The organism is Blastocatellia bacterium (assembly GCA_035275065.1).
Taxonomy (GTDB): domain Bacteria; phylum Acidobacteriota; class Blastocatellia; order UBA7656; family UBA7656; genus DATENM01.
This window is the reverse complement of the sequence record DATENM010000150.1, coordinates 140,962-161,617: the sequence shown is the minus strand read 5'-3', so window position 1 is coordinate 161,617 and position 20,656 is coordinate 140,962. Positions and strand designations below refer to the sequence as shown.

Sequence of the window (20,656 nt, the reverse complement as noted above, 5' to 3'; positions counted from 1 at the left end):
GCGTCGGTTCGAGGGCTTTGCCAATCACGAAAACCGACGTTCCCAGGCTGCCCTGGAAAGCGCGCCTCTTCTCACCCGCCGCCTTGTCTCATAGCCGGGCGCGAGGCAGTCGCGGAGACAATCGAGCAGGTCTATGTATTCAACGGGCTTGGGGAGCGCGGCCCGCGCCCCCAGATCAATCGCCTGTCGCAGATCACGGGGCTCGGCGGAGCTGATGACGATGATCGGCACGCGCTTGAGCGTCGGTTGCGCTTTCATCTGCCTGATAAGCTCAAGGCCATTGACTTTCGGCATGCAGATATCGGTAATCACGGAGTCAGGCGGATCAGTCGAAGCCAGCGGATCGGCAACACGATGTTCATTGGGAAGACGATGTTCATGATGATGGGCTTCTGCGCGTCGAGCACGACAACTACTATGTCGCCTGTGGCGGAAAGCGCGTTTTGCTTCCGCTTAAAGATTTTCTACTTCTATCGCGGCTCGCAAGAAATCCCGGTCGCCTGGTGAAGTCATGCGACCTCTGGCAATCGGCGTGGGGAAATCATGAGCCGCTGAATCGGGCTACGCTTCGCGTCCACATCTCTCGCATGCGCCAGAAGCTCGCGCCATTCGGAATCGCTATAGAGAACATGTCCAGTGTCGGCTATTACCTCTCCGTGCCGGCGGCTGCGAATGATGGAAAATCTTGAATGATCGCTCACTCTGATGTGACCTCTTGATAACGCTCGGGGGCGTATCGAGCGGCCAGCAGACCCGTCGCTTCCTCAACATTGATCGCCGCGACCAGCACGCCTTCTTCGCCATAAGGCAAGTGCGCCTGGCACAGGCCCGACGGGGCGATCAGACTGGTCGCCGATTCCTGAAAGCGTAAAGCATAATTGACGCTGGCAAAATAGATCGTGTTCTCGATGCTGCGCATCATCATCGCCTTCTCGTAGTAAGGTGAGCCGGCTGCGCCCCATTCGCTCAGACGGACGCCGGCTTGCTCGCCGCCGGTGTGCTGCGGATGAAAGACGATTTTGGCGCCGCGCGTCGCCGCCCAGCGCACCGTCTCAGGATAGCGCCAGCCTTCATGGCAGATCGCCACGCCAAACTTCAGGCCATTGACCGCGAAGAGCTGCCGTGTATGGCCGGGCACATAGAAACGATCTTCACTCGGGTCGAGTTGATTCTTGGTCTGGTATCCTTGCACCTCGCCGCGAGCGTCAATGACGAAAGCGGCTATCTGCCGGCCCGCCTCGATAACCCGTTCCATGCAGAGGATCGTCGCCACGCGATAGATTGCTGCCCACTGCGCCACCGCCCGCAGCGCGCGTTCTTGCTGCGAAAGGTCAAAGGGCGGCACTTCAAAATCCTGTCCGCGCAGACCTGGGAGATAGGCTTCCGGGAAACAGACGATCTCTGCGCCCCCGTCCGCCGCTTCCGCCAGCAAGCGCTTGATCTTCTCTAAGCCATCATCCACGGTCGCGGCGATGCGTGGTGATGCCAGGGCAATCTTCATAGCCAACCTCCGAAACGATGAGATGCTGGCGGCGATTTTACTCGGCGGCATTCTGCGGTTCAAATGCGCGCCGGATCGATCTCAGATGTTTGTTGCCGATAGCGGCGGCGGCGGGATAAAATGATTCTCCCGATGGTCAGCAGGTCATGCGCCAATCGCCCGCGAGATTTTGCCTCGTGCTCTGATTTGACAGCGCCAATTCGACAACACTATAGTGTGGCTGATTTATAGACGGACTCAATTAATTGTGGTCGCACGCGATCACGGAGCAGCGGATGTTTAGACTCGAAAAACTCGAAATTCACGGTTTCAAATCGTTCGCCGACAAGACCGCGCTGGTCTTCGGCGAAGGCATCACCGGTGTCGTCGGCCCGAATGGCTGCGGAAAATCAAACGTCGCGGAATCCATATCATGGGTGCTCGGCGAGCAGTCGGCCAAGAACCTGCGCGGCGGCAAAATGGAAGACGTCATCTTCAACGGCACGCGCGACCGCAAGCCGCAGGGCATGGCCGAAGTGCTGCTTACGATGGTCGCCATCGAAGACATCGCGGCGCGCGACACCGAACCCGGTAAAGAAGAAGAAGACGAGTACGACGCCGTGGTTTCGAAAGCCGAGCAAGCGGCGGCGGCGGCGCGCGCTCTGGTCGCCGAAACTCGACAGGGCGAACCGGCTGCCGAAGCGCCGGCGCCCGCCGAAAACGCTCTGCCGACTGAGGCGGCAAGCGCCGAGCAGGAAGCGGCCGGCGATCATCAAGCGCAAGCCGACGCCGCGGACGCCGCGCTACAAAGCAAGCGCGAACAGGCGCGCAAATACCAGAAGCGCAAGCGCACGAAGATTGCCATCTCTGCCGGCGAGCGCGTCACCGTCGGTCGCCGCCTCTACCGCACGGGCGATAGCGAATACCTGATGAACGGGCGCCCCTGTTTGCTGCGCGACATTCAAGACCTGTTTGCCGGCACGGGTCTGGGCGGCGCGCATTACGCCATTATCGAGCAGGGGCGTATCGGCCAAATTCTTTCGTCCAAGCCGCTCGACCGCCGCGCCCTCATCGAAGAGGCCGCCGGCATCACCAAGTTCAAGTCGCGCAAGCGCGCCGTCGAGTTGAAGCTGGAATCGGCCAAGCAGAACCTGACGCGGCTCAACGACATCATCAGCGAAGTCGAGCGCCAGGTGAACAGCCTGAAGCGCCAGGCGCAGAAAGCTCGCCGCTATCGCCGCTTGCGCGAAGAGATGCGGGCGCTGCTCAAGGTCGTCTTCACCGCCGATTATTACCGCCTCAACGAATCAATCGAGCGGGTGGCCCGCGAGCTGGAAGCGATTGAGACCAACAAGGGCGCGCTCGACAGCCAGCTTGTCGAACATGAGACCGAGCATCGCGCCGTCGCCAGCGAAGCCCGCAACGCCGAAGACCACCTGACAGGGTTGCGCGAGCAGGCCGCGGCCATCGAGCTCGAAGCCGACCGGGCGCGTAACCGTCGCGCCTTTGAAGAACAGCAACTCGGCGAGTTGAATACGCGTATTGCCGAGCTGGATCGCGATCAACAGGGGCTGGAATCGCGGCTCGGGGGGCTGGAAGAAAGCTCACAAACCCGCTCGCGGGCGATGCGAACGCTTGAGAGCGAGCTGGTCGCGGAGCAGGCCGATTTGCTGGCGCACGAGACCGCCTATCAACAGGAACTGGCGCATGTGCGCGAAGCCGAAGGCGAGATCGAGCAACTGCGCCAGCGCATGCTGACCGAGATCGGCGTCACCGAGCGGCTCAAGAACTTGAGCGCCAGCCTCGACGACGCTTTGCGCAAGCTCGACCTCAAGCAGAACAACCTGCGCGGCGAGCAGGAGCGCGCCGCCGCTCGACACGATGAGGCCGAAAACGAACATCAGCGCGTCGGCACTGAAGTCGAGCGCGACCAATCGCGGCTGACGGAGCTGACGGCGCACATTGCCGAGCGCGCCGCCAACTTGCTGACGATTCGCAATCAGGTCAACCGGCGGCGCGACGAGTTGCAAGGCACGCACGACGAGCGCGCCGCCGCCGAACACCGCCTGCGCTCGCTCGAAGACCTTGACGCGCACCACGCCTATTACTCGGACACCGTGCAGCAGGTGCTGTCGCCTGAGCAGGCGGCGCGCATCAACGCGCTCGGCACGCTCGCCGATTTCGTCGAAGTCGAAGCGCAGTACGAAAAGCTGATCGAAAGCCTCTTCGGGCGCGAGCTGCAATGCATGCTGGTGCCGACGATTGACGACGCGCTGGCAGGCGTTGAGTTCATTAAATCGGAAGAACTCGGGCGCGGCGCCTTCCTGGTCGTCGGCCTGCATGGCGGCGAGGAGGACGGAGACGCGGAGACGCGGGGACGCGGAGACGCGGGGGCGAACGGCAACGGTGGGAATGGCCACTCAGAAGACAAAGCAAGCGGCCACACCGCCGCCGACATCGAGCGCTGGCTGGTTGATAGCAGCACGCCTTACACCAGCTCGCGCTTCGCGAGCGACTACATTCCCATTGAGCGGCAGTTGCCGCCGGCGGATTTCTCGTTGGTCGAGCCGCTGGCCGATTATGCCGCCGCCGAAATCGACTATTATTCGCCGATGGACGACCTGCCGTTTGAAAGCGAAGCGGCGGATAACGAAACCGCAGACGAGCGACAGCTCGATGAAGAGGAAATCGCACAGCGACGGGACGAGCCGGCGGAAGCCGCGCCGTTATTTCAACTCGACGTGCTGCGCGCCATTCATCTGCTCAACGTGCGCCGCGAGATCAAGGCCATCGTCGAGCGCGCCTTCCCCGACAAGTGCGCGGCGGCGGTCGTGCCCGACATCGAAGCGGCGCTGCAACTGTCAATCGAAAACCCGTCTGTAACCTATGTCACGTACGAAGGCGAACAGGTCGTCAACGGTCGCCACATCGTCACGGGAGCGCAGGCCGGGCAGAAAAACACCTCGCTGCTCGGGCTGAAGCGCGAGATCAAAGAGCTCCGCGCTCGCACCGAAACGCTCGCGGCGGAAGACGAGCGCATTGCCGCCGAGCTGAACGAGGCAGAAGGCGAACGCGATTCGCTCGAAGGCGAAGCGGCACAGCTCGATCAGGAGTTGCGGCAGCACGAGAAGGGGGCCGCCGCCCGCCAGTCACAGCTTGAAGGGTTGGCGCGCGATCTTGAACGTGCGGCGCAGCACGTCCGCGTCGTCGAGGCGGAAATCATGATGGCCGCCGAAGAGCGGGGCGAGGTCGAGGCGCGGCTCGACGCACTGTCCGGGGAGCTGGCGGAAGCTGAAGCGTCGCGCGCTGCGGTGCAGTCGTCGCTCGCCGAGCGGCAGAGCGCCTTCGCCGAATTGCGGGCGCAAGTCGAGCAGATGGCGGAGCAACTGTCGGCGGCGCGCGCAGGGGTCGCGGCGCGGGCCGAGCGCTTGCAGGCTGCCGGCGCTGAATTACGCCGCATCGAGTCGGAAGCCGAAGAGCTGCGCAGTCGCATCAACCGCAACCGCGTCGAGCTGTATGAAAGCCACAGCCGCGTCGAGCAGATCAGCGCATCGTGGGAGGAAACGCGCAACGCCGCCGAAGGCTTTGAGCGCCGGCGTCAGGCGCTGGCCGAAAAGATTCATGCCGCGAGCGAGCAGATGGCCGCGGCGCGCAACCGCGTTGATGAGCTGGAGACTTTGCTCGCCGACTTGCGCCAACAATCCGACAGCGTGCGCGACCGCCGCGGTCAACTTGAAGTCGAGCGCGCTCGCATCGAATCGGAGGCCGAGCACCTGACGCGCGCTTGCTTCGCGGAGCTGGCGATGCCGCTGGCCGACGTGGTGACGAGCGTCGAGCTGGCGCAAGCCGCCGGCCGGCAGTTATCGGCGGCCAGTTCTCAGTTGTCAGAAGAAGAAACCGCTTCCTCTGATGCGTCCAGCACTGACAGCGGCGAAGATACGGTGGCTCCGGCAGAGACTGGCGACGATCCGCAACCGGCAACTGACAACTGGCAACTGACAACTGACGTTGAAGCGGCGCGCGCCCGGCTGGCGGAGTTGCGGGTCAAGCTCGATGACATGGGGCCGGTCAACATGATGGCGCTCGAAGAGCTGGAAGAGGCCGAAGCGCGATTCAAGTTCCTGAGCGAGCAGCGCGCCGACATTCTCGAATCGATCCGCCTGACCGAAGAGGCGCTGACCGAGATCAAGCGCCGCTCGCGCGAACGCTTCCGCCATGCTTTTACTCACATCAATCAAAACTTCCAGCAGATGTTCGTCGAGCTGTTCGGCGGCGGGCGCGGCGAGATGATCTTGATCGATGAAGAAGACGTCCTGGAGTCGGGCATCGATCTGATCGCGCAACCGCCGGGCAAACGCTTGCAGAACGTGCTGCTGCTGTCGGGCGGCGAAAAAGCGATGGCGGCCATCTCGCTGGTCCTGGCCATCTTCCAATATCGCCCGTCGCCCTTCTGCATTCTCGACGAGGTCGACGCGCCGCTCGATGAAGTGAACGTCGGGCGCTTCTCGACGAAGGTCGCCGAGATGAGCGCGACGACACAGTTCCTGGTCATCACGCACAACAAGCGAACGATGGAATCGGCGCGCGCCCTCTACGGCGTCACCATGCAGGAGCCGGGCGTTTCCAAACTGGTGTCCGTCAAGTTTGAATAAAGCCATGCAAGAAGGCAAAAGGCAAAAGGCAAAAGGCAAAAGGCAAAAGTTGCAGAACAGTGACACCCTCTGCCTTCTCGTCAGCGATGCGGCACGCCGCTACCGGTTGGCCTGCATTTTTACCTTTTGCTTTTTGCCTTTTGCCTTTTGCCTTGCGCCGACGCCTGTGGGGTCAGCGCAGCCGGGCTGGAGCGTTTATTACAAATTCGAGAACAAACGCTTTTACGTGCCGATGATGGAAATCGATCTGGCGGCGGATGGCACGGGCGAGGTGCGCTTTCAGCGCGGCGAATCTGACGACGTGCTCGATCACAAATTCAAGCTGCTGCCGGCGACTCTGGCGCGCATTCGCCAGTTGTTCGAGGTGACGCGGTTTATCGATGCGAGCGACGACTATCAGGCCGACAAAGATTTTTCACACCTCGGCTGGATGACGCTCGCCTTGCGGCAAAACGGGCGCGAGCGCAAGGCGCGCTTCAACTATACGCAGAACGACGATATCAAAGAGCTGGCCGAGATCTTTCGCGGCATCGCCACCGAAGAGATACACCTGTTCGACATCGAGACCAGCGAACAATACCAGCCCCTCGACCTGCCGCGCTTGCTCGACGCTATCGATAATGATCTGCGGCTGCAACGTATCACCGAGCCGGCGCGATTGCTGGCCAAGCTGCAAGAGGTCGCCACCAGCCCGACGCAACCGCTCATCGCCAGCAACCACGCCGCGCGGATCGTCAGCGACATCAAAAAAGGCAAATACAAAACCACGATGAGGAAATAGAAGTCAGGAGTCAGAAGTCAGGAGTCAGAATAAGAACCGGAGGCGAAGCCGACTTCCTCTTCCATTCTGTCTTCTGACTCCTGACTCCTGACCACGATTTCTGTTATGTTTATTCCGCGCGGCACCGCCCTCCATGAAAATCTAGCGACGAGCTATGTACTGGTTGATCGCCTGATCGCCGACCTCTGCGACGGCGGTTTTTCGGGAGTGGTCGAAGTCACGCTGCGCAACGCGGACGCGCATATCATCATTGCCCGCGGGCGCGTTGCGGCGAGCCTGATTGCCCGCCGCCGCGACGACACCGAAGCGGCAAACGAGTATGCGCGCGCGACCGTGGCGCAGATTGCCGCGGCGGCCCGCGGCGAGCGCGGGCGCGTTTCGGTCTATCGTTACTCGGCTGAAAACGCTGAAGCGATTGGCGGGCGGGCGACCGCCGAGGCGCTCTACACCCGGCTCAACACCGAGTTCGTTGATTTTGAAAAGGTCGTCACCAAGCTGTCGCGCGAAAGCGACCGCCAGTGGTTCATCGAGTTCACTATGGCTGGCGGCCAGACGGCGCTCGTGCAGTTCAAGGACGACCGCTGCCGCGTGCTGACGGCAAGCGACGGCGCGCTGCGCGAGGCTTACGAGAGCGCCACGGCAGCAGAGAATGCGGCGCTCGCGGCGTTGCTCGAAGAGGGCCGTTCGCAAGGCGGCATCTTTGACGTTTATTTTCGCAGCTCCGCCGAAGCGGCAGACGACGAGTCGCTTGAGGCGGCGGAGGAAGAAGCTCAGACCGCCGCGCCGGGCGACATATCCGAAGTCGTCAAAGAAGCCAAAGCCGTCTTCCAGTCATTATCGCTCGATGAAACGACGGCGACGACCGATGACCTGCCAGCCGAGCGCGGTGTGCCAGTCGCGCCCAAAGCGGCGTCGGCCTTGCGCGAGTTGACCGGCTCGCTCGGCGAGCCGCCGAACAACGGCACCGCGTCGCCATCGGCAACCGGAGCTGAAGAAGAGTTATACGGAGCAATCGGCAATGACGCCTTGCTTGAAATGAGCGATGAGCCGTCGAAGCCAGCCGTCAGTGACGAGGCGCGACGTTCGACCGACGATCTCTTATTGATGCCGGACGATCTGAGCGCCACCGGCTTGCTCAAGCGCGGCAGCCAGGCGGTCGCCTTCGCCGAGATCAAGCGGCTGATGGGCGAGATGGTTCGCACCGTCGAAGAATCCATCCGCGCCGCCGGCAGCCGCGACAGCTTCACGATGCATCTGCGCGCCGGGCAGTTGAAAGTCGCCGACCGTTACGCCTTCCTCGATCCCTTCGGCAGCGAGTTTGAATACCTGGCCGGCGAGATCGTTTTCGTCGGCAATGCCAGCGCCAATGAATTCATCGTCGGCCTGAGCGAAGCGCTGGCGCAGGCCATTGATAATGCCGCGCGCGCCAACGCCCAGCCCGACCGCGTTCGCCAGCATACCGCCGAAGGCTTGCGCTGGCTGTTGACCCGCCAGCACGCCGACCTCGAAGCCTACAACCTCGACCAGGCCATCGAAGCCATCATTGCAGAGGTAGGCAGTAGGCAGTAGGCAGGGAGTAGGAGGCCGTTCTCAGTCCTGTTGTTCCAGCTCGCGCAGGTAATCGCTTGCTTCGTTGAAGGCCGCGTCTTCCTCGCCAAAGTGCTGGAGCCATTTCACGTCGGGCCAGGCGCGCCACCACGACAGTTGTCGCTTCGCATAATGCCGCGTGTCGAGCTTCATCTGATTAAGCGCGTCTTCGCGGGTGCGGCGGCCTAGCAGGTGCTCGACGACGCGACGATAGCCGTGCGCTTGAAAGGCTTTCGCGGTTGGCGGCACGCCCTCAGCGATCAACGCTTGCACTTCTTCGACCAGACCACGCTCGAACATCGCTTCGGCGCGGGCGTTGATGCGCGAGTATAGCTCTTCACGCGGCGGCCCGAGCGCCAGCACGCGGATGCGCGCGGCAAACTCGGGTGGCGGCGGCGCGTCGGGCTGTTCGTCAGAGATGCGCTGACCGGTCTGGAAGAAGAATTCCAGGGCGCGCATCGAGCGCGACCAGTCGCGCGGGCTGATGCGCGAGCCGGCGCGCGGGTCTATGCGGTTAAGCAAGCGATGAAGGTACTGCGCGCCACGCTCGTCGCGCCGCTGGCTGAGCCGCTCGCGCAAATGCAGATCGGTCTGCGGACTCTCAAACAAGGGGCTGACCAGGGCGCGCAGGTAAAAGCCTGTGCCGCCGACCAACAGCGGCATACGGCGGCGCGATTCAATCTCGGCGATCTTCTCGGCAGCCAGCCGCCCGTACTCGCCTGCCGTGAAGTTGGCCGTCGGCTCGACCTCATCAATCAAGTGATGCGGTACGCCACGCCGTTCATCGGGCGGCACCTTGGCGGTGGCGATCTGAATGCCGCGATAGACCTGCACCGAATCGAGATTGATGATCTCGCCGTCGAAGGCGAGCGCCAGGCGGATGCCGAGATCGCTTTTGCCCGAAGCGGTCGGGCCGACAATGGCGGGGATGACGGGCGCTGTGGGTTGCTCGCTCACTGCTGGCGATGGTAACAACCCTTACGAAGGCATGACAAGCCCGCCACCTGCGTCAGCAGACGGTGAGCAGCGCGAGTTGGATCATTATACGAAAGCGCGCAGACTCCGCCACCAATGGCGGAGTCTGCGCGCTGAATGGCGTTCCCGGGCTCCGGGAACGGCGTCTCACTGCTGGCTGAGCGCGGTCTGGCGAGCCGCCAGTCGCCCCGCATCATGGCAGGTCAGGCATGTGATGCTGCCTTTAGCCGCCGCCTCGGGGCTCTTCTTCCACTGTTTGGCAACCGACTCGTAAGGCGTGCCGCCAAGCACCGCAATGATCTTGTCGAGGTACTGATCCAGCTCCTGCGTGTGCCCCGTGCGTTGCGCCGACATTGCCAGCCCGCCGAGCAGCTCGCCGCGCAGATGCACTGGTAGCTTGTCCACGCCGCCGCCCTGGAATTTCCAGAGGAACTGGTAAGAGTCGTAGGCTTGCGACCACGCCGCCGCGCGGTACTCCTTCGGCAATCGGTCGGCGAAGATCACGTTGACGCCGCCTGTGATGGCATAGACGCCGCCGTCCTGCGGGTTGGCCTGGCGGGCCTGTGTCAGGAGGTCGAGCGTCTGGCGGTAGGTCTTCTCGAACTCATCGCGTTGATTATTTTCGTAAGCGCGCACGGCGCGGTAATAGGCGGCGCCGGCCTTCCAGGCGAGCAGCGTCGATTTGGCATCGGGGCGCTGTACGAGCAGCGTTTCAAGGTTCTTCTCGCCCCTGGCGAAGCGTGCCATATCGTCGGTCAGAAAGCCGGCGAAGATGTCTTCGCGCAGCAGGGTGTTGACCGAAAACCGAGTGTCCGTGAGCGACGGCGGCGACGACTGCGGTGTCTGGGCCATGGCCACTACGGTAACGAATGCGATAACGAGCAAAGTCAGTTTGATGCGTTTCACGTTGGCTCCTCCAGAATCGAAACGGTAAATTGCGGTCGAGTCTAACAACGGATAGCCTCAGGGTCAACCATAGATCGACTCACAGGGATGTCTACGACGCGGCGGCGCGCCGAGTTTCTCGATCCGGCAGGCCGCGCCGAGTTTCTCTGAAAGCGCGCCGGCCATGATCGACTTGCTTGCCTCGGCTCTCGCCTTTGTGTATGATCGCAGCCATTACGAGCCCGCACAGGAACGGTGAACGCACGCCAGTGGTAGCAAGGAGACGATCTATGCTGAGACTTTTATGGTCTGCGCTGTTGTTAGGGCTGATCTGCGCGGCAGTCGAAGCCGCCGATCAGGGCCGCCGCGTGGTGATCTACGACGGTGTGGCGACTGAGGTGGCGACATCCGCCGAGGCAACCGCTGATTTGTGGGTGACGATGGCCGACCTGAAGCGGGCCACGCGCTTCGAGGTCAAACCGCAAGGCGTCTGCCGCGACACGCTCTGTTTCCCGCTGCCGAAGTCGCGCAGGGCCGAGTTTATTTCGAAGAAGGGCGCGGCCTCGTGGTTCAACCTGAGCGCCTTTGCCCGGCTGATCAAGCAGCCGGCGGCCTTTGACCAGGCGCGCGGGGTCTGGTACTTCGGGCCGCGTTTACAGGCTGCCGAGGCCAGTATGTCGAGCGTTGAAGCGCCCGACTTCACGCTGCCCGACCTGGGCGGCAAGCTGCATTCACTTACGGACTTTCGCGGCAAAAAGGTCTTGCTGGTAACCTGGGCCTCGTGGTGAGGGTGCCGCTTTGATTTGCCAGGATGGCAAAAGCTCTACCAGGAATTGAAGGACAAGAATTTCGAGATCGTCTCAATCGCGCAAGACACCGGCGGGGCGCGCGACGCCGGCCCGTGGATCACTCGCGAAAAGCTCGACTACACGGTGCTGATTGACGAGAAGCACGCGGTAACACAACGCTATGGCATGGTGAATGTGCCGACGGCGGTGTGGATCAACGAGCAAGGCCGTATCGTTCGCCCCAGTGAAGTCGCTTACGTTGATGACCGCTATAAAGCGTTTCACCACATCGACGCCGCGCCCTACCTCGAAGCCATTCGCGACTGGGCGCAGAATGGCGACCGCAGCCGCTATGTCTTCAGTGAGGAAGAGATGAAACAGCGCCTGAAGACGTCCAACCCGGAGCGCGCGCAGGCCGACGCCGAATTTGCGCTCGCCGAGTACCTCTACAAGAAAGGCTTTGGGGCCGAGGCCATCGCGCACTTCAAAGAGGCGCAGCGGCTGGCTCCGGATAATTGGAATTATAAACGGCAGGCATGGGCGCTCTCGGACGCCGAGCGCGATTACGGCACGACGTTTATGAACGAAGTGAAAAAGCTCAACGGCAAGCCTTACTACGAGCCGCGCCGCTTGCCCGAAGGCGAGAAGAAGAAGAATTGAGCCACAAATCTAACCAGGCATCACCTGGATGTGGGTAAGACTGACTTGGCCACGCGCTTATTCTAAAAGCTATACTTGAGGGCGAACTGAATGGTGCGCGCCGGGTTGACCGTCTCGGCTGCCGACCCGAAGCCGGGGCTGCCCAGCACCCGCACCGGCAAGCCATAGTTCGCCCGGTTCAACAGATTGAACGATTCGGCGCGAAACTCCAGCGCCTGCCGCTCGCTGAAGTGAAACAGCTTGCGCAGCGCCATGTCTAAATCAATAAACTTGTCGCCGCGAAACGTGTTGCGCCCCACGAAGCCGTTGCGCCCCAGCACGAAGAAATCGGTGACCGCGCTTCCCTCGGCCATCGCCAGCCGCTGCGCGTGATGACCGCCGACCGTCACCAGCCCATCGGTCGTCGAAGGCCGGTCGGTGAGGTTGCCGTCGATGTTCGCGTCTATCGGCAGGTTGACCGTGAACGGCTGCCCGCCCTGCGCCTGGAAGAGGCTCGACAACTGCCAGCCGCCAAGCAGCCGATGCGCCGCGCCCTGCCCGTCTTTAAAGATCGGCAGGTCCCAGATGAACGACGCCGCGAAACGATGGCGGATGTCGAAGTTGGCGCTGGCGCGTTCGCGCCGCAGGTCGAAGGAATCTTGCGGCAGGATGGGCGCGCCGGCAATCGGGAAGACGTCCGAGACATCATCCAGAGCATGCGACCATGTGTAGCTGGCGGTAAAGGCGAAGCCGCGTGAAAGTCGCTTGCGGCCTTCGACCTGAAGCGCATGGTAAGTCGAGTTGGCCGAGTCTGCGAATATCTGATATGCGCCGAGCGCCGGCTGCGGGCGCGGCGGGGCGATCTCGCACTTGCCATTGGGTTGGTAACGAGCGCATTCGGCCAGCACCGTCGGCACCTGCCCGACGCCCGGCAGATTGATCAGCGCGGCGATCTGCAACTGCGGCAGCACATTCGGGCCGAGGTTGGGCGTCGTCAGCCGCGTCAGCTTGGTGCCTTTGGTGCCGACGTAGGCCAGCGACACCGTCGCATCGCCAAACAGCTCGCGCTCCAGCGTCAGATGCCAGTGCTGCGCATAAGGGGTTCGCAGATTCTTTTCCGGCAGCGTGAAGGCCAGCCCGCCGCCGCCGGCGTTTTGCGCAAACAAGGCGCCGATCAAGGCAACGAAATCGGCCGAGCCGCCGCCGAATTGATTCAGCGTTCCGGGCTTGATCAGCGGAATGTCGGGGATGGCTCCTTTCGCGCCATCGCGGATCACCAGCGTACTTGGATTATTCAGCACGAAGACATCGAACTGCGTGAAGGCGGGGTCTATATTGAGCGGAATCTCGTTAGGGAACACATTGCGCGATTGCGTCACCACCGCCCCGAGGATGGCGTCATAATAAATCCCATAACCGCCGCGTATTGACATCCTTCCGGTTGACCCCGGCGACCACGCAAAGCCGATGTGCGGGCCAAAATTATTCCGGTCCGGCTCAAAGATTCGCGTCCGCCCGCCGAGGACTTCGCGATAAGCCGCGACCGCCGCATTGAAAGCCGAGGTGCGCTCTGGCGCGTCGGCGAGCGACCCGCCCGGAGCGGGCAGATTCTCTAGCCCGATGGCGCTTTCAATCCTGCGGTTCACCTCTCGCGGCACGCTGTTGTACTCGTACCTCACGCCATAATCAATCGTCAGGTTGCGGCGCACTCGCCAGTTGTCATTGAAAAAGAAATTGTACTCGGTCAGGCGCAACCCGGTCGTCGAGTCGGGCGGGCCCGCGGTGATCGTCTGGAAGATCGATGAAGGCAGCCCGAGCGCCGCAAGCTCCAGCCCCGATAGAAACACCGGCCCGGCGCCGGGCGTGAACGCGAAGAAGGTCGGCGGCGGCGCCGGGTTCAGCGTGCCGAGCGTCAGCAGGCCATCGCTGAAGACGACCTGCGGGCGATAGTTGCGCTCAAGCAGGCTGTTGAGCTGAAGGCGGCGGATGTCTGCGCCGAATTTCATGGCGTGATCGCCCACAGACCACGACATCGAGTCGGCGTATTGAAAAGTATTATTCGTGCGCTCCTGCTTAAAGGTGGTGGCATTCACACCGACAGGGCTGAAGCGGCTGATTTGCAGCTCGCCAATCGCTTGCGTGCGTGAAATGACCGGCTGCGTCTCGCCGCCCGGCACGCCGATCTGCTCCGTGCTTTGCTTTGAGAAGGTGAAGGGGCTGTCGGCAACCGGGGCAATGCGCAGGCGGGTGCGACCGTAAGAGAAGCGTGCCTGATTGAACAGCCGCGCCTGTAGTTGCGTGTCAAAGATGATCGACAGGTCTTGCGTTTTGGTGTGCGACTCGACCGTCGAGCGGATCGCCTGGTTGACGCTCGGCAGCAGCCGCATGTCGTTTGTAAAGTTATAGCGCCCGGCCAATGAATTCCTGGCGTTCACCTGATGCGTCAGCTTGCCCGAAAAGATCGTGCCGTCGCCGCTGGCCGGCAACAGCTCGGTGTAAGTGTTTGCGGCGAACGGGCCGGCGCTATTGTTGGCGTCGGGATAAAACGACAGCAGGTTGCGCCCCAACGGCGTCGCCCCCAGGTCGGTTTGGAAAAAGGTGCTCAGGTCAAAGCCCGGCCCCGGCTTGAGAACTCTGAATTGCGGCAGGTCGAAAAAGCGTCGCTCCGCCAGCCGCGGCGTCGCGAAGTGCTCCTCGATGGATTGATGCACCTCTAGCGCCTCGAAGCTGCCGAAGAACTGCGTCCGGTCTTTAACAATCGGCCCGCCGATGACAAAGCCTGCCTGCGTCCGCGTCAGCGGGTCTTGATCGCCGGTCAGGTCGAAGGTGTTGCGCGCATTCAAGCGCGCGTCGGTCACGTAACCGTAGACCTGCCCATGAAAACGGTTGCCGCCATCGCGCGACACGGCGTTGACCTGCGAGCCGACGTTGCGCCCGATCTCGGCATCCCATAACAGCGTGGCGATTTGAAACTCTTTGATCGATTCGACCGATTGCGGCAGCAGCGCGACGAACCCTTGCCGGCGCACGCCGACATCGGGGTCGTTATTGTCCGAGCCATCAATGGAAAAGTTGTTCGAGCGCGAGCGCATGCCGTTGACGGCGAACTGCCCCGACGTGCCGACACCGAAACCGATGCCCGGCCCTTTGACGCCGGGCGTATACGGCGGCGGCGCGACGCCCGCGGTTAAGAAGGCGAGCTCGTCAAACGTCCGCATGTCGGTCGTGCCGCCGAGCGGCAGCGCCAGCAAAAACTCGTCGTTATAGTTGCCGCGCCGCTTGCTGTCCGAGGTGCTGACCGGCGTTTCAGGCGAGACGGTTGGCGCTATGGCCGGCGCCGGTTGCGAAACGTTAGCCGGATAGAGCGTGATGTTCGGCAGCCGCATGTAACTGATTTCGCCGAGCGGGATGATGGCCGAAACGTTGGCGTCGTGGTAGCCGTCGAGCGCGGCGACGATCTTATACTGTCCCGGCGGCAGATAGGTGACGCGGTAGAAGCCACTGCCATCCGTTAAGGTGGCGCGGACTTTCCCATCATCCTCGTTGGTGATCGTCACCTTGGCATTGGGCAGAGGGGTGGCGCCTGCCGAGCTGACCACCTGGCCGGTGACCGTGCCGTAGACCAACTGGGCGGCAGCCGGCGGCACATAAAGCGCAGCATAGATGCTCAACAGGATGAGTCCGAGTGCCAACGTTTTTCTTGTTAAGCGCATTGGTGTCCTTGTGCCCTTCTTTTGTTGAATCAATAAAAGAGAAGCGGATGGGGCGGCGCTTCAGCCGCCGAAGTCTTTGACGATAACCCGCCTGGGAAGCGCATGACGTTACTCGTCTTGCACGCCCCCTTCAAACCTACGGAATGGCGGCTATGTTATCCCCGCTACCTTTTAAAGTCAATCCGTTTTAACAACGGGGTGAGCGACTAACTTTACGCCCCTAAGTCATATGATGGTCGCTCAAAAGGCGTTTCATGGGGCAAAGTGGGCGCCGTCTTTTGGCGGCGGAAGGCCAGACGTTCGGGCGAGGTTTTATGGCTTCAATGAGGCCGGTGAAGGGCGATTATCGCCGGTAAACCCGCGAAGACGGCTTGTTTGACAGTGCCTGAGTGCTGGGGTAGGATATTCCCCGCAATCAATCTCCTTAGCCATTGCTCGGGGTCACAAAATGAAGCATTGTCCGGAGTGCAAGCGTGATTTAGACGATCACCTTGGTTACTGTCCTTTCGACGGTCAACCGCTGGGCGATAACGCCAGCAAGGACAGCTTCATCGGCGGCATTCTCGACGAAAAATACCGCATCGAAGAGAACATCGGCGAAGGCGGGATGGGAACAGTTTACCGCGCGACCCACCTCCAGATCGAGCATTCGGTCGCCATCAAAATCCTCCACACCCACCTGGCTGCCGATCAAGTCGTCGTCGAGCGCTTTCGCAGAGAGGCGTTCGCCGCCGCGCAGATTCGCCACCCGAATGCGGTCGCGGTGCTAGACTTCGGCATCACCCGCGACACCAAGGTGGCCTACATCGTCATGGAGTTCCTCGAAGGCAAAGACCTGCGGCAGGCGATCAAAGACCGCCGGCAATCGGGCCATCATTTCGGTTACAACGACATCCAGCTGATCTTAAGTCAGGCCTGCGGCGCGGTCCATTCGGCGCACCTCAAGGGGATCATCCACCGCGACTTGAAGCCCGATAATATCTGGCTGTTAAAGAGCGCGCCGGGCGTCGAGCTGGTTAAGGTCTTAGACTTCGGGATCGCCAAGATCACCTCGGGCAACAACGTCAACACGCTGACGCAGCAGGGCATGATCGTCGGCACGCCCTACTATATGTCGCCCGAGCAATGCCGCGGCGAAGAGCTTGACGCGCGCTCTGACGTCTACAGCCTGGGGGTGATTCTCTACGAGATGGTCACCGGGCGCGTGCCTTTCGATGCGCCGACGCCGCTGGGTGTCGTCCTCAAGCACAACAACGAGCTGCCGAAGCCACTCCGGCAGTGGCGACCGGAAGTCCCCGAGCCGATTGAGCGGGTCATCATGCGGGCGCTGGAAAAGAGCCGCGAAGACCGTCCGGCGTCGGCGCATGAGCTGGCCGTCGAATTCGAAGAAGCGCTGCTGATGTCGGAAATCAGCCTGAAGCCGTCGGCCAGAATATCGAGCCAGCCGGGCGAGCCGGGCGGCCAGGGCGCGGCCCACGACATGCTGAAAGGGATGCGGCCGGCGCCCGACACCCGCACCAGGGGGTACGCCGCCGAAAAGATGCAGCCGGCCTTTGAAAAAGAACCGGCCTTTGGCCCAACGGTCGCTATGGGCCGCGGCGGCGTGGCTTCGGCCGGTTCGGCTCATGGGGCTAAGGCGGCGCGGCGCGAACAAGACCCGGCGGCCAATAGCACGGCGGCGGCGACATCGCTTCCCGAGCTAGTAAAACGTTATCGGCTGCTGGCGATGGCGATTGCGGCCGTGCTGGTTTTAGGGGCGGTTCTGGGCATTTACCTGATGACCAGAAAGAGTGTGGAGAACGTGCCGGGGCCGGCACCCACTCCGACCACGCCGCCGCCACCGCCGGGAATGCTGCTGGTTAAGGGCGGCAAGTTCCTGATGGGCACGAATGACGCGCGCGCGCCTGAAGAGTGGAAGCCGGCGCACGAGGCCGAGGTCGGCGATTTTTATATCGATAAATATGAAGTGACGAACCGCGAATATCAGGAGTTCGTCAAGTCGGGATACCCGCCGCCGCCGCAATGGACTCAGGGCGAATTTGAGCCGGGCGAAGGCGACCTGCCGGTCACCAACGTCACCTGGGACGACGCCAGAGCTTATGCGCAGTTCCGCAACAAGCGGCTGCCGACCGAGGCCGAATGGGAGTACGCGGCGCGCGGCCAGGAGAATCGTATCTATCCCTGGGGCAATGAGTGGGACCCGAAGCGCTCGAACTCGAAAGCCGACGGGCGCAACAAGCCGGTCAACGTCGGCAGCTACACCGAGGGCAAGAGCTGGTGCGGGGCCTTCGATATGGCCGGCAACGTTTTTGAATGGGTTGCGGACGAGGCGAAGAACTATCCCGGCTCGAAGGCGGCGCTGCCGCGGGGGGAACTGTTACGCGTCTTTCGCGGCGGCTCGTTCAAAGACGAAAAGGAGTATCTCAAGACCTTCGTGCGCTGGACAGTCCAGCCCAGCGCGCATTACGACCATTTAGGATTTCGCTGCGCCAAAGACATTCCCCGGTGACCTCGCGCCCCGGCCAATCTGGGCAAACAACGGCTCTCGTATCATTCGCCAGAGGTGAACGAAACGCGATTATGAAATTGCAACGCACACAAGTATGCCGGCGCGGAAGGCTTCCCGGCGCCATCATCCTGCTGGTCGCCCTCTGCCTCGTCGCCGCATCACAGATCTTGCCGCCGAGCATCACCGGCGAAGTAAAAGAAACGGCGCGCACCGCCGCGCCCATTGTTCGCAAGGTGAGCAAGGCGGTCCCGGTCGAGCAGCGCAAAGGCGTCCTGGTGATCCTCACCGACCCGCCCGACGCGCAGATTTCGATCAATGGCAAAGTCGCCGGCACGGCAGAGGCCGGACAGTTCAAAACCGAGCTGCCGCTTGGCCGCCGTTATGTCGTGCGGGTTTCGTCGGGGAGCGAATACGACCCCGTTGAAAAGAGTTTTAGCTTCGGGCGGGATCGCTCGGAGATCATCCAGGCGCCGCTGGTCTCAAAATACGCGCTGCTGCGCATTGGCCCTGAAATCGAAGGCGCCCGCCTCTTTATCAACGATAAGGAAGTGGAAAAGGGCCGGCTGCGCCAAGAAAAAGAGAGCAACACCATCGTGCTGGATGGGCTGCCCCCCGGAGACTATCGCGTGCGCTACGAGCATCCGGACTTCGTCCCCCTGGAGCGCCAGCTCAAGGTGGCGCCCAGCCGCGAGTATCTGATCACCTTCAAGTCGGTCGCGGCGACAACTGAGATGATCGTTAAGTCAGGGCCGGGCGTGTCGGTCTACATCGACAATGAAGAGATCGGCCAGACGACGCCCGACGGCACGCTCAGGAAAGAGGTGCGCCTGGGCCGCCATGAAGTGCGGCTTTACAAAGACGGTTTTCAAGAGCATAAAGAGGCGCGGCAGTTCGCCTTCGGTAAGCGCGAGCAGTTGGAAAAGATGCTGACGCCGCTGCCGGCATCGTCGCCGTTCCGCGAGTTCTTCGACAGCCCGAATAAGCAGTGGGAGATGCCCAAAGAGGCAACCGTAAAAGGCGGCGCGCTCTACCTTAGCAATTGCCCGCGCCCGGTCTTCGCCGTCGCTTTGCGCTATTTCGATTTCAAGCTGCACTTCCACCTGACGCTCGAAAACGACGGTGGCGCGGCATGGGCGCTGCGCGCCAAAGACGGCGAGAATTATTACCTCTTCTATCTCTCGGGCCCGCAAGGGGCATTTAAGAACCAGTTCAACATCTACGTCGTGCGTAACAACCGCCTCGACCTCAACGACCCGGTCAGCACCGCCAGGATTCCCTTCGCCTTAAAGCCCGACGGCCAGTACGAGATCGATATCGAATTTACCGGCAACAAGGTCAAGCATACGATCACCCCGGCGGACACCGGCAAAGCGATCACCCTCGATTATTCCGAGCTGCGCGAGGACGTCTATCCTTACGGCACCATCGGCTTCCGCACGATTGGCAAAGAAAAGTTTTTGATTGATGACGTGATCATCGAGCCGTTGCAGGCAAAGGGCCGACAAAATTAGCGAACGGCGTTAACGGAAGAGGTGGGTCAGCCATAGCAGGCACAACCCGCCGATGATTGCCAGCGCCACCAGCGCCCAGATGTAATAGGCTCGTTTACTGCCGCCAGGCGATTGACCCGCCGGTCGCTGATCGGCTGCCGGCAAGTTTTCTTCCTCTTCCAGCATTAATCCCGGCTGCGAGGATTGGAAGACGAGGGTGGTCGACTGTGAGGGCGCCGGCCTGACTGTCTCGTCGGCAGCCGCCGAGGTGCCGTAATCGATCCCCGGCTGTTTGAGAACCTTGAAGCTCCCGGTGATCGAGTTCGAATCGGCGGCAGAGTGCAGCGCCTTGCCGTCGAAGCGGGCGACGACGACAGTGATGTTATCCTCGCCGCCGCGGTCGTTGGCCAGGGCAACGAGCTGCTTGCAGGCGGCAGTCAGCGACGGCGGCTCGCTCACCATCCGTTTGATCTCCGCGGCCTCGACCTTGTTCGAGAGCCCGTCGCTGCACAGCACCAGGTAATCGCCTTGCGAGAGGTCAAGCTCGATCAATTCGGGCTGCACCGTCGGGTTGGCGCCAAGCGCCTGCATGATGACATTCTGCGGAATGCTTGACGCCTGTTCGGGCTTGATCGCGCCCGCGTCAATCAGCCACTGCACGTAGGACTGATCTTTGGTCAACTGCTTGATCTGATCGCCGCGAATCAAGTAAGCGCGCGAGTCGCCGACATGGGCGATGAATGCCGTCGTGCGGTTGATCAAGACGGCGGTAATCGTTGCGCCCATCCCGGCGAGCCGTGGGTGGGCCACGGCATAGTCCCAGATGGTCTTGTTCGCCAGATCAATCGCTTCATCGAGCTGCTCGGTAATGTCCCGGTCAGCTCTCAGGGCTTGCAGCTCTTCGCGGAGGGTCTTGACCGCCAGGTTGCTGGCGATCTCGCCGCCGGCCGCCCCGCCCATGCCGTCCGAGACCATCATCAAGCTGCCGCGCTCGCCGATTGTATGCGTGCTCATGTCCGGCCCCAGACCGCTTTTGCCGGTCGTCAGGTCGGCGACCAGAAAAGCATCCTCGTTGCCGGAACGTTGCAGCCCCGTGTCTGTCCTCGCGAAAACCGATACAGAGATGTGCTCTTCGGTCGTGGGCATAAGACGAGCCC

General features: G+C 61.8%; 13 protein-coding genes. 7 read left to right on the top strand and 6 right to left on the bottom strand.

The features are described 5' to 3' along the window. Window positions 1-24: 24 nt before the first annotated feature. Window positions 25-339: a response regulator gene (locus VJ464_28045; GenBank protein ID HKQ09006.1), complete on the bottom strand. Its 315-nt coding sequence runs from the start codon at window positions 337-339 to the stop codon at window positions 25-27. Window positions 340-354: 15 nt separating this feature from the next. Between VJ464_28045 and VJ464_28040 the strand changes: the two genes are divergently transcribed. After that, a complete protein-coding gene (locus VJ464_28040) occupies window positions 355-507 on the top strand; it encodes a hypothetical protein (GenBank protein ID HKQ09005.1) in 153 nt (50 codons plus the stop codon). A 190-nt stretch (window positions 508-697) separates the two neighbouring features. Here the strand turns inward: VJ464_28040 and VJ464_28035 are convergent, their stop codons facing one another. Next, window positions 698-1,501, bottom strand: a complete 804-nt coding sequence (locus VJ464_28035; protein ID HKQ09004.1) for a carbon-nitrogen hydrolase family protein — start codon at window positions 1,499-1,501, stop codon at window positions 698-700. A gap of 275 nt (window positions 1,502-1,776) precedes the next feature. On the opposite strand from VJ464_28035, the gene VJ464_28030 reads away from it, so the two are divergent. The 3 genes from VJ464_28030 to VJ464_28020 all read left to right on the top strand — a co-directional run bounded on the left by VJ464_28030 (window position 1,777) and on the right by VJ464_28020 (window position 8,482). Further along, window positions 1,777-6,132 (top strand): AAA family ATPase, encoded by a 4,356-nt coding sequence (locus tag VJ464_28030; protein ID HKQ09003.1) that lies wholly within the window; start codon window positions 1,777-1,779, stop codon window positions 6,130-6,132. 166 nt (window positions 6,133-6,298) lie between these two features. Further along, the gene (locus VJ464_28025; protein HKQ09002.1) at window positions 6,299-6,913 is read left to right on the top strand and encodes a hypothetical protein; all 615 of its coding nucleotides are present in this window, start codon (window positions 6,299-6,301) and stop codon (window positions 6,911-6,913) included. 105 nt (window positions 6,914-7,018) lie between these two features. After that, window positions 7,019-8,482, top strand: coding sequence for a hypothetical protein (locus VJ464_28020; protein HKQ09001.1), 1,464 nt, complete (start codon window positions 7,019-7,021; stop codon window positions 8,480-8,482). 21 nt (window positions 8,483-8,503) lie between these two features. On the opposite strand, the gene miaA is transcribed toward VJ464_28020, so the two are convergent. After that, on the bottom strand, window positions 8,504-9,457 hold the full coding sequence (miaA, locus tag VJ464_28015; GenBank protein ID HKQ09000.1) for a tRNA (adenosine(37)-N6)-dimethylallyltransferase MiaA: 954 nt from the start codon (window positions 9,455-9,457) through the stop codon (window positions 8,504-8,506). Between the two features lie 165 nt (window positions 9,458-9,622). Beyond that, window positions 9,623-10,381 (bottom strand): hypothetical protein, encoded by a 759-nt coding sequence (locus VJ464_28010; protein HKQ08999.1) that lies wholly within the window; start codon window positions 10,379-10,381, stop codon window positions 9,623-9,625. 269 nt (window positions 10,382-10,650) lie between these two features. Here VJ464_28010 and VJ464_28005 point away from each other — a divergent pair, with 269 nt between their 5' ends. Continuing rightward, window positions 10,651-11,808, top strand: coding sequence for a TlpA disulfide reductase family protein (locus tag VJ464_28005; GenBank protein ID HKQ08998.1), 1,158 nt, complete (start codon window positions 10,651-10,653; stop codon window positions 11,806-11,808). A gap of 62 nt (window positions 11,809-11,870) precedes the next feature. Here the strand turns inward: VJ464_28005 and VJ464_28000 are convergent, their stop codons facing one another. Continuing rightward, window positions 11,871-15,479 carry a carboxypeptidase-like regulatory domain-containing protein gene (locus VJ464_28000; protein ID HKQ08997.1) on the bottom strand — a complete coding sequence of 1,203 codons (3,609 nt, stop codon included), beginning with the start codon at window positions 15,477-15,479 and terminating at the stop codon, window positions 11,871-11,873. A gap of 469 nt (window positions 15,480-15,948) precedes the next feature. Between VJ464_28000 and VJ464_27995 the strand changes: the two genes are divergently transcribed. Together VJ464_27995 and VJ464_27990 are read left to right on the top strand one after the other, a co-directional pair. Then, window positions 15,949-18,009, top strand: a complete 2,061-nt coding sequence (locus VJ464_27995; protein ID HKQ08996.1) for a bifunctional serine/threonine-protein kinase/formylglycine-generating enzyme family protein — start codon at window positions 15,949-15,951, stop codon at window positions 18,007-18,009. A 71-nt stretch (window positions 18,010-18,080) separates the two neighbouring features. Continuing rightward, window positions 18,081-19,520: a PEGA domain-containing protein gene (locus tag VJ464_27990; GenBank protein HKQ08995.1), complete on the top strand. Its 1,440-nt coding sequence runs from the start codon at window positions 18,081-18,083 to the stop codon at window positions 19,518-19,520. A gap of 9 nt (window positions 19,521-19,529) precedes the next feature. Here VJ464_27990 and VJ464_27985 read toward each other — a convergent pair whose 3' ends face one another. Then, window positions 19,530-20,645 carry a Stp1/IreP family PP2C-type Ser/Thr phosphatase gene (locus tag VJ464_27985; GenBank protein HKQ08994.1) on the bottom strand — a complete coding sequence of 372 codons (1,116 nt, stop codon included), beginning with the start codon at window positions 20,643-20,645 and terminating at the stop codon, window positions 19,530-19,532. Between the last annotated feature and the right edge of the window lie 11 nt (window positions 20,646-20,656).

Excerpts from the sequence above, each read along its gene's own strand:
- VJ464_27985 (HKQ08994.1), bottom strand. The coding sequence starts at position 20,645 with ATGCCCACGACCGAAGAGCACATCTCTGTATCGGTTTTCGCGAGGACA.
- VJ464_28040 (HKQ09005.1), top strand. The coding sequence starts at position 355 with ATGTTCATTGGGAAGACGATGTTCATGATGATGGGCTTCTGCGCGTCG.
- VJ464_28035 (HKQ09004.1), bottom strand. The coding sequence starts at position 1,501 with ATGAAGATTGCCCTGGCATCACCACGCATCGCCGCGACCGTGGATGAT.
- VJ464_28030 (HKQ09003.1), top strand. The coding sequence starts at position 1,777 with ATGTTTAGACTCGAAAAACTCGAAATTCACGGTTTCAAATCGTTCGCC.
- VJ464_27995 (HKQ08996.1), top strand. The coding sequence starts at position 15,949 with ATGAAGCATTGTCCGGAGTGCAAGCGTGATTTAGACGATCACCTTGGT.
- VJ464_28020 (HKQ09001.1), top strand. The coding sequence starts at position 7,019 with ATGTTTATTCCGCGCGGCACCGCCCTCCATGAAAATCTAGCGACGAGC.
- VJ464_27990 (HKQ08995.1), top strand. The coding sequence starts at position 18,081 with ATGAAATTGCAACGCACACAAGTATGCCGGCGCGGAAGGCTTCCCGGC.